Source organism: uncultured Novosphingobium sp. (assembly GCF_964277725.1).
Lineage (GTDB): Bacteria > Pseudomonadota > Alphaproteobacteria > Sphingomonadales > Sphingomonadaceae > Novosphingobium > Novosphingobium fluoreni.
Window position 1 is genome coordinate 1 of sequence record NZ_CAXYKL010000049.1, and the last position, 8377, is coordinate 8377.

Here is an 8377-nt window from a genome sequence, read left to right on the forward strand (position 1 = left end):
AAAACCGACGTTCGCTCGTTCGGCCCTCGAAGGTAGGACCATAACCCCAGCATGATGACCGCATTCCGATCTGGTTCAATGGACCTGCCTAGACCTACGCCGCCATCGATCCGCAGGATTCGAACGATCTCGCCGGCAACCTCATCGACAACGCCGCACTGCCTACAAAGTCCAGCGTAATCGTGACTGCCGAGGCCGAAAAACTCTGATTTCTGCTCCCGATATGCGACGATACTCCGACATCACCTAAGCCGATCGCGCTCATGCCACCGCGCCGTGCACCCGCTTCGAAGAGCGTGAGGGCATGCACGGCTTAATCTTCAAATTAAGCACAGCGACCGCGGCTTCAGAATCAGTCCGGGTGTCGGAAGGCCTTTCTCGACACGCAAATAGCTTGGCAATTCTCAATGGGGGAGCGCGCGACAGGCGCGGAAGCCTGCCGCCAGGTCAGTTCATATTCGACCAGGAAGCCGTCATGGTCGGACAGCACCGGTCCGTTCGGGCCTCCGTCGAACAGCGCTTCGACGCGGACCGGGCGGACGGTCACGCGCTCGCCGTTTCCGAAAAATTGCAAGTCCTGCGTGTCGACCCAAGGCTCGTCGCCGTCCCAGGACATGTGCACCTTGCAGTCAGAGCCCGGTTCCATGCAGGCGCGATGGACCAGTCGCATTGGCTGGTAGCGGGTGAAATTCTCCCACCGATCCTGCGAGCCGCGCATGTTGAAGTCTCCGCCGAACACGATCGGATAGCGGTCGTCGTGGCTGGCATCGATGAAGGCGGAGGCTTCGGTCACCTGGCGTGCGTGGGCAGCAAGGTTGCGCGCTTCGGCCACATGCGACGCCCTGCGCGAATTCATGTGCGTGTCGTACAGATCGATAGGTACCGGCACACCCGGCACCGCGATCCGGGCAAGCATGACGCCTTTGTTGGCTAGGCAGTCCAACCCGGCGCAGGACCGGCGACCATAGGCCTGACTGCGGGTTAGCAGGACCAGATAGCGTGACGCGATCACCAGTCCGCTGCCGGTCAGGCGCACGCCGATCTCTCCCTTGCGGAGTTTCGCGCGGTGCGGCAGCTTATCGGTGAACATCCGGATGTGCGGGGTCGTGCGGCGCGGGCCGGGCACGATGGCCGGATAGCCGGATGCCAGCACGGCCCGCTTCGCAGCGCCGCTGAACACCTCTTGGAACAGCACCACGTCGGGCGCCTTGCCGGCGGCGCGCAAGGCGGCGAGATGGGCGCCGATCCGCACCAGGTCCTGCTCGCGGCCGGAGCGAGCGGGCCAGCCCAGGCCCTCGACATTGTACGTCAGCACCGACAGCGTCGCGGTGCGGGTCACGCCGTCGGGGGCGATACGGACGGTTGGCGCGGACGCAGCTTCGACCGCCATCCGGCGCAGCGGCGGGGCTGTGCCGCAACCTGTCACGGCGATGCTCAGCACAAGGGACAGACACGCGAAAACACCGCTATATCTCACGTCAGCTCGCCTGGGAGCGCAAGGTTAGGACCGCCAGCAAACCGTGACCATCTTGGCGCTCCTCCAACCTGATCGTTCCGCCCAGCAGCGTCATCGCCTTCGATGCGATCGACAGCCCCAGCCCGCTGCCGGCCGTGGGCAAGGCGCCATGCTCGAACCGGCGCAGCAGCCGCTCGCGCTCGGCGGCGGGGATCCCCGGCCCGCGATCGCCCACCGAAACGGCGAGCTGGTCCGATCCGCGCGCAAGGGCGATGTCGAGCTGACCGCCGCAGCGCGCATGGCGGATGGCGTTGCCGATTACGGCCGAGAGCGCCACCTGCAACAGCGCCGCGTCACACTGCCAGCGCACGATATGTTCTGGCACGACGCTGCACTCGATGCCGTCCGGACCCGCTTCGATCATCGCGTCGGCGACCACTTCGGCAACCAGTCCATGCACGTCGACCGAGCGGGACGCCACGGCGGTCGCGTTCAATCGGGCAAGCATCAGCATCCCGTCGATCAGGTTGTTGGCGCGATCGACCGTCGATGTCAGCCGATCGACATCCTGGCCCACCGCCTGCGGCGCCAGTCGGCGCAGCACCTGCGCCTGGGCACGAATCGCTGCTAGCGGCGTGCGCAGCTCATGCGCCACGTCGTCGGTAAACGCCTGCTCCAGGTCGTAGGCTCCCTCCAGGCGGGCGAACAGCTTGTTCAACGCAACCACCAGCGGCTCCATCTCCCTCGGCCAGACCTCGGGCTCCAACGGCTCGAGGTCGGCAAGCGATCGGGCGTTAATGGTGGAGGCCAGCCGCTCCACTTGCGAAAGGCTCTTGCGCAATGTCGCCCAGAGTACGAGCATCGACAGCCCGAGCAACAGCAGCATGGGCAATGCCAATTCGGCCAGGACGGGGCCGAGCGAAAATTCACGCGCGGCATGGCGCTGCGCAACGACGATGAGCAGCGGCGTCTTGATGCTCTGCATGCCGTAACTGCGCCAGCCATCGCCCTGCGCGGTGAAGGTGTGCAGGCCCGGCTCCATCGGCAGCAGCCGCACCGGCGCTCCCCAGCCTGACCGGGCAACCAGCTTCCCGTTCCAGAACACCGCGAACATGCAGGAATCGTAAGTGGCTTGGAACGCCTTCTCATCCTCGGTGGTGAGCAGCGGGTCGCCGTGGCCGTCAACCACTCGATCGCGCCGCACCAGGACGCCTTGCGCGAATTCGTCCTGCATCATCATGTCGAGCAGCTTTGCCGCATCGATCAGTTGCACGTCGGCCGCGCGGCTGATCTCGCGGTCGGCGAAAACGTAGAGCACGGCCCCGATCGCCAGTGCGGTCAACGCCAGCAACAGCAGCACACGACGGTAAAGCTGCATAGATAGGGTCGATCGCTTCACCGTTCGCGCCCGCCGACCATGTAGCCCAGGCCCCGGGCGGTATGAATGAAGTCGCGCCCGATCTTGCGGCGCAGGGACGAGATCGCGACTTCGACCGTGTTCGATTCCGCCCAGTTGTCGCCGTCGTAAAGTTCGGCCTCAAGATCCGCCTTGGACACGAAACGCCGGCTGCGCCGCATCAGCAACGCCAGCACGCGAAACTCCTTGGCCGTGAGCGGCAAGGCCTGCCCTTCCAGCGTCGCGACATGCCCGGCAAAGTCGAGCATGACCGGGCCGATGGTCATGGTGTCATCCTGGCGTCCCTCGCGCCGGCGTAATTGCGAGCGGATGCGGGCGGCGAGCTCCTCCAGGTCGACAGGCTTCACCACGTAGTCGTCCGCGCCGGCATCGAGCCCGGCCACTCTCTGCTGCGTGCGGTCGAAGGCGGTGACGACGATCACCGGGGTCGCGATCCCCTCGCCCCGTAGCATGCGCAGGACTTCCAGGCCGGTTCCGTGCGGCAAGCCGATGTCGAGCAGGAGCACGTCATAGTCGGCACTACGGCCCGCAGCCAGAACGTCGTCCCCGCGTGTGAACAGATCGACCACGTAGCCTTCCAGCTCCAGCGCGCGCCTGATCGCGGGGCCGAGATCGGCGTCGTCTTCCGCTAGCAGCAGGCGGGGCAACTTGAACTCCGGGGTGGGTGTGACGGCAGGCAAACGCCTTATTTGCCGGGAAATAGGCCCTGAACAAGGTCCACGTCAAACCCGCGCACAAACCTTTGCGAGCGTCAGTTTCGCATCAGGTTCAGCGCGTAAGGCGCCCTGTCCTAGCGCGCCCTGCGCACTTCTCGCACGTTGCCCTATGTGCACCAGAACGGCTACAGATTGATGACACTCTCGACTTTGCCTCCCGCCGCCAAGACCTATTCGTCTCTCGATGCCGCGCTCGATCAACGGTGGTCGCACGATGGCGTGGCGCTCGCGCCTTGCGTGGCTCTGGTGGGATGCGACGGTTCGGGCAAGTCGAGCCTTGCGCGCGATCTTACGGCAATGCTCGATCAGGAGGCGCCGACGCGCTCAATGTATCTTGGCACCGGCACCGGCGATCTTGGGCGTCGCATCGGCCAGCTACCGTTGATCGGCGGCCTGGTGGAACGGTTCCTGTCCGCCGAGGCCAGCAAGGCGCACGCAAGGTCTGACGAGCGGCTGCCCGGCTTGCCGACCGCGCTCGTTATGTTCGCCTTTTCCCTCGCCCGCCGTCGCCGTTTCGCACGCATGCTCGACTTGCGCCGTCATGGCATCCGGGTGGTCAGCGATCGCTATCCCCAGGCCGAACTGCCCGGCCGCTTCGACGGCCCGAGCCTTGCCTGGACTCGCCGGGGCTCGGCCCTGGTCGAGCGGCTCGCCCGGCGCGAGCGCGATATCTACGAAGACATGGCCGCGTTCCGTCCGGACCTTGTGATCCGCCTCAACGTCGATGTCGACACCGCGCTCGCCCGCAAGGCCGATCATGACCGCGAACTGCTGCAAAGCAAGCTGGCGACCGTGCCGACGCTGCGCTTTGCCGGTGCCCGGGTCGTCGATGTGGATGCGACGCGGCCCTACCCCGAAGTCCTCGCCACGGTGCACGACCTAATGCGGCGCGAGGCACTGGCGGCATGAGCGATGGGCCTCTCCTGATCGCGGTCGTCGGTTGCGACGGTTCGGGCAAGTCGACACTGACCGAGGCCTTGCAGCAGTGGCTTGAAGCACGGCAGCCGACGGTGACCTGCCACTTGGGCAAGCAGTCCGGCAACCTTGGCCGCATGCTGGCGCGCACGCCCTTGATGGGTCGGCGGATCGATCGCTCGATCGAAACCCGATCGCGCCAGGCGCACAAAAGCGCGAACCCCGGCCTGCTGGCGGCCCTGGTGATCTACGCCTTCGCCTTGCGCCGGGCGCGCCGGTTCCGCCGCATGCTTAAGCTGCGTGGCGAAGGATACATCATCATCGCGGATCGCTTTCCGCAAGTGGAGCTGCCCAGCGCAATCGACGGCCCGGGGCTTGGCACCGCTCGGCGCCGCGGGCTGGTCGGCGTTCTTGCCGCGGCCGAGCAACGCTTGTTCCGGCACATGGTGGCGCACGCGCCCGATCTCGTTCTGAGGCTTAATGTGCCGCTCGATCTCGCCGCCGCGCGCAAGCCCGATCATCGGATCGAAACGCTCGCCCGCAAGATCGAGGAAATGCCGCGCCTGCGCTTCGGCGCCGCGCCGATCGTGGAGCTGGATTCGCGCGAACCGCTTGACCGCGTGGTCGCTCGCGCACAAGTGGCCGTGCAGACGCTGCTCGACCAGCGTGAACCGGCACGGCCCAGCGCTGCGGCCTAAACAGAGCACGGAGCCATGAAACGTTGGTTCGCCGATGGCGTGTTCCGCACCATCGTGCGCAACGCCGCCTATCTCGCCACGGGCAAGCTGGGCGGCGCACTGCTCGGCCTGCTGGCGCTTGCCCTGGCGGGACGCGGGATGAGCCCGGCGATGTTCGGCACGCTGATCCTGATTCACTCCTACGCCAATGGCGTGGGCGCAGTGGTCAAGTTCCAGACCTGGCAGTTCATCGTGCGCTACGGCGCGCCGGCGCTGGAACGCGGCGATATCGCCACCTTGCGGGACGTGACCGGCTTTGCCTTCGGCCTTGACCTTGCCAGTGGGCTGCTGGGCATGGTGTGCGGCCTGGCCGTGCTACCCTGCGTCGCCGACTGGTTCGGCCTGGGCGCCGACCACCTCGGCCTCGCCATGCTTTACTGCACCCTGATCCCGACCATGACCGCCGCGACGCCCACCGGCATCCTGCGCGTGTTCGACCGCTTCGACCAGATCGCCTGGCAGCAGCTGGTCACGCCCTTGGTCCGCGGCATCGGCGCGACGATCTCCTATGTCGCCGATCTTGGCTTCACCGGGTTCGTGCTGACCTGGTACCTGGCCGACTTGTCCGGCGACTTGTGCCTGTGGGCGATGTCGGTGCGCGAGTTGCGCCGCCGCGAGGTCAAAGGCGCGCTCAAGCCCGGCTTGTTCCGCCCCGCCCGCAAGCTGCCGCGTGCCTGGAGCTTCGTGTGGACTACCAATGCCGCCCACTCGATTTGGGCTGCGTGGGGCCCAGTCAGCAACCTGATCGTGGGCGCGCTGCTCAGCCCGGTCGCTGCCGGCCTGTTCAAGATCGCCGCAACCTTCTTCGATTCGGCCAGCAAGCCAGCGGAACTGATGAGCCGCAGCTTCTATCCCGAGATTATGCGCCTCGATCCCAGCAGCCGCCATCCCTGGCAACTCGCTGTCCGCAGCGCGCTCATTTCGGGCGCCATCGCGATCGTCGTGCTGCTGCTCGTCATGGTCGGCGGCGAGCCGGTGATCGCGCTGACGTTCGGCAAGCGCTATGTCGAGGCCTACGACCTGCTGCAACTGATGACGCTTTCGCTGGTCGTGGCAATGGCGGCCTTTCCGCTGGAATCGCTGCTCTACATGGCCGGGCGGGAGCGGTCGGCGCTTGTCGCGGAAGGGACTGCCGCGCTGGGTTACACGGTGCTGCTGTTTGTCGCCATCCACGCTTATGGCTTGTGGGGCGCGGGGCTGGCCTATGTCGCGGGTGTCTGCCTCAAGACGCTGTTCATGCTGGTGCCCACTGCGCTCGCCTATCGCAACCGCGATAACCTGACGCATGAGACGCGTGTGGCGGTGCCGGCATGACGGCGCTCGCGCCCTTCCCGCCGTCGGTGGTCGACGCTTTGTTCGAAGCAGTCGAGATGGACGATGTCGTCGATCCGGTGGTCAGCCTGCCCGATCCGATCCCGATGGCCTGCGACGCGGCGGAGATGCGCCGTTGTCTCGACCTGTGTCTCCAGTTCTGGCGGGAGGGGGCGATCCGGCAGGACCTGCTATCGCTGACCGGCACGCTGCTGCGCACCGGCGACCTGCCGCCCGACCAGCGCCGCCGCTACAAGCTGATCCGCGCCCGCTACAAGCATCTGCGCTTCGCTCTGGTGCTCTATAGCGCCGCCCATCGCGCACCCTTGCTGTTCCGGGCTACCGTGGCGGTGATGGGACACTTGCAGGACGCCTATCGCAACGATCGGCACGGCGCGGCACGGCGCTATGCCCTGGTCCTGCGGTCGCTGCTGACCTGGCCCGTGTGGCGCGCCGTGCAGCGCCAGGTCGGTGCCCTGCGGCTCGACGATGCGGAGGGCTTCCTGCGCTATCGCCTGTCAGAACTGCAGCGCCTGTCGCAGTGGCTTGCTGCCGAGACGCTGACGGCACATCGCTTTCACGCCATGCGCAAGATCGTCAGCCGAATGGTATCGTTCTACGACACGCGCCGCTCCCTCGCGCCATGCGAGCAAACGTACCAGATGTCGCGCTATCTCAGCGCCATCAACGGACTGATGGGCGGTATGCACGACGACTTGGTGGAAAGCGCCGTTTCCGGGTTGCAGGACTACCATCGCGATGCCTTCCTCTTGCCCCAGGACATTCGCTCCCGCTTGCTGGCACTAACGCAAACCCCAAGAAATGCCGCCCCCATCGATATGCCGTCCAGCTTCCGCTCCTAGCAGTTCGAAGGAGTAGCCCTAAGATGCGGATTTATGCCCGCCCTCGTACGAATAACGACACCGCCTTCTATAGGTGGTGAAATTTGGCTTGCCGAATAAGGCGCCAAAGCATCCACCAGGTCAAAATTACGCCCGGACATCGAACTATTTGCGCTTCGACTGGTATCGACAACCAAACCCTTGTGGTATGTTAGATGAATGGCAAGTTCTTGGGCCAACTTATAGCTCGGCTTAGGACAGCTATTGAGGGTACTGCTGCCGGATCGTGCAGTCGGATGGAAATGGCGAATTCCGGCACAAGCAGACATTCCTGTTGATAAACTTGAACGTCAGTTTGCGAAAGGTTTCGGACGCTTGCGTACGAAAGCTGTCGGTTGGGCAACGGATGGGACGAAGAGGTAACGGGGCATGAGTAGGTCGGTTGCAAAGCGGTCGGCCTGCTTCTCGAGCTGGCTGGCGGCTCCGGGATTGCCGATATCGTTCGAGCGGCAGATTGAGGAGCGGCGCCGGCGGGGGTCGCCGGAGTTTCGGACGGTGATGATCGCCTGATCATAAAAACCGATGATGCGTGCCTCGCAGCTTGGCAGCTCCGCTTCCGCCATCAATTCATCGATCTGGCGCAAACGTCGATAATACCATTCCGCGCTGAGCCGACCGGCATCGAGAATCATTTCCTCGCGCCCGGTGAAAACCGGGCTGACCTTGCGCATCCAGAACGAGACCATCGTCGTTGCACCTTCCGCCAGCGCGACGAACTCCCGGGTCTGGGCGCGATCCTCAAAGGTGTCAACTCCTCTGCCATCGTCGACATGTCGGGCGCAGGCCTGGGCTGCAAAGGCGACGAAGCGGGAGCGACGGCGACAAGATCGCCCTGTGGTACGGTGCCGTATGAGATGAACGTCAGCGGCTCACTGGCGATCTTCTCCGCCTGCCGCCGTGCCGTCCGCCAGCTGTAGATCAGG

8 protein-coding genes are annotated in these 8377 nt (G+C 65.1%); 4 read left to right on the top strand and 4 right to left on the bottom strand.

What is annotated here, in order from left to right; all coding sequences use genetic code 11:
• Nucleotides 1–352 precede the first annotated feature (352 nt).
• Genes ACHWRX_RS02985 through ACHWRX_RS02995 form a run of 3 tightly spaced genes read right to left on the bottom strand, consistent with a single transcriptional unit; the run spans nt 353 to nt 3520 of the window.
• Nucleotides 353–1477, bottom strand: a complete 1125-nt coding sequence (locus tag ACHWRX_RS02985) for an endonuclease/exonuclease/phosphatase family protein (RefSeq protein ID WP_394658040.1) — start codon at nt 1475–1477, stop codon at nt 353–355.
• Nucleotide 1478: 1 nt separating this feature from the next.
• Complete coding sequence (locus ACHWRX_RS02990; RefSeq protein ID WP_394658041.1) at nt 1479–2834, bottom strand: sensor histidine kinase; 1356 nt, start codon at nt 2832–2834, stop codon at nt 1479–1481.
• Between the two features lie 17 nt (nt 2835–2851).
• Nucleotides 2852–3520 (bottom strand): response regulator transcription factor, encoded by a 669-nt coding sequence (locus ACHWRX_RS02995; RefSeq protein WP_058735304.1) that lies wholly within the window; start codon nt 3518–3520, stop codon nt 2852–2854.
• A 204-nt stretch (nt 3521–3724) separates the two neighbouring features.
• On the opposite strand from ACHWRX_RS02995, the gene ACHWRX_RS03000 reads away from it, so the two are divergent.
• Genes ACHWRX_RS03000 through ACHWRX_RS03015 form a run of 4 tightly spaced genes read left to right on the top strand, consistent with a single transcriptional unit; the run spans nt 3725 to nt 7415 of the window.
• Nucleotides 3725–4498 carry a hypothetical protein gene (locus tag ACHWRX_RS03000; RefSeq protein ID WP_394658042.1) on the top strand — a complete coding sequence of 258 codons (774 nt, stop codon included), beginning with the start codon at nt 3725–3727 and terminating at the stop codon, nt 4496–4498.
• Nucleotides 4495–5202 (top strand): nucleoside triphosphate hydrolase, encoded by a 708-nt coding sequence (locus tag ACHWRX_RS03005; protein ID WP_394658043.1) that lies wholly within the window; start codon nt 4495–4497, stop codon nt 5200–5202. The genes ACHWRX_RS03000 and ACHWRX_RS03005 overlap by 4 nt, the downstream gene beginning before the upstream one ends.
• A 15-nt stretch (nt 5203–5217) precedes the next feature.
• Entirely contained in the window at nt 5218–6555 is a 1338-nt protein-coding gene (locus tag ACHWRX_RS03010; protein ID WP_394658044.1) for a lipopolysaccharide biosynthesis protein, read from the top strand.
• Nucleotides 6552–7415 carry a hypothetical protein gene (locus ACHWRX_RS03015; protein WP_394658045.1) on the top strand — a complete coding sequence of 288 codons (864 nt, stop codon included), beginning with the start codon at nt 6552–6554 and terminating at the stop codon, nt 7413–7415. The genes ACHWRX_RS03010 and ACHWRX_RS03015 overlap by 4 nt, the downstream gene beginning before the upstream one ends.
• A gap of 329 nt (nt 7416–7744) precedes the next feature.
• Here ACHWRX_RS03015 and ACHWRX_RS03020 read toward each other — a convergent pair whose 3' ends face one another.
• Nucleotides 7745–8125: an ImmA/IrrE family metallo-endopeptidase gene (locus ACHWRX_RS03020; protein ID WP_394658046.1), complete on the bottom strand. Its 381-nt coding sequence runs from the start codon at nt 8123–8125 to the stop codon at nt 7745–7747.
• Nucleotides 8126–8377 lie beyond the last annotated feature (252 nt).

Excerpts from the sequence above, each read along its gene's own strand:
- ACHWRX_RS02990 (WP_394658041.1), bottom strand. The coding sequence starts at position 2,834 with ATGCAGCTTTACCGTCGTGTGCTGCTGTTGCTGGCGTTGACCGCACTG.
- ACHWRX_RS03000 (WP_394658042.1), top strand. The coding sequence starts at position 3,725 with ATGACACTCTCGACTTTGCCTCCCGCCGCCAAGACCTATTCGTCTCTC.
- ACHWRX_RS03005 (WP_394658043.1), top strand. The coding sequence starts at position 4,495 with ATGAGCGATGGGCCTCTCCTGATCGCGGTCGTCGGTTGCGACGGTTCG.
- ACHWRX_RS03010 (WP_394658044.1), top strand. The coding sequence starts at position 5,218 with ATGAAACGTTGGTTCGCCGATGGCGTGTTCCGCACCATCGTGCGCAAC.
- ACHWRX_RS03015 (WP_394658045.1), top strand. The coding sequence starts at position 6,552 with ATGACGGCGCTCGCGCCCTTCCCGCCGTCGGTGGTCGACGCTTTGTTC.
- ACHWRX_RS03020 (WP_394658046.1), bottom strand. The coding sequence starts at position 8,125 with ATGCGCAAGGTCAGCCCGGTTTTCACCGGGCGCGAGGAAATGATTCTC.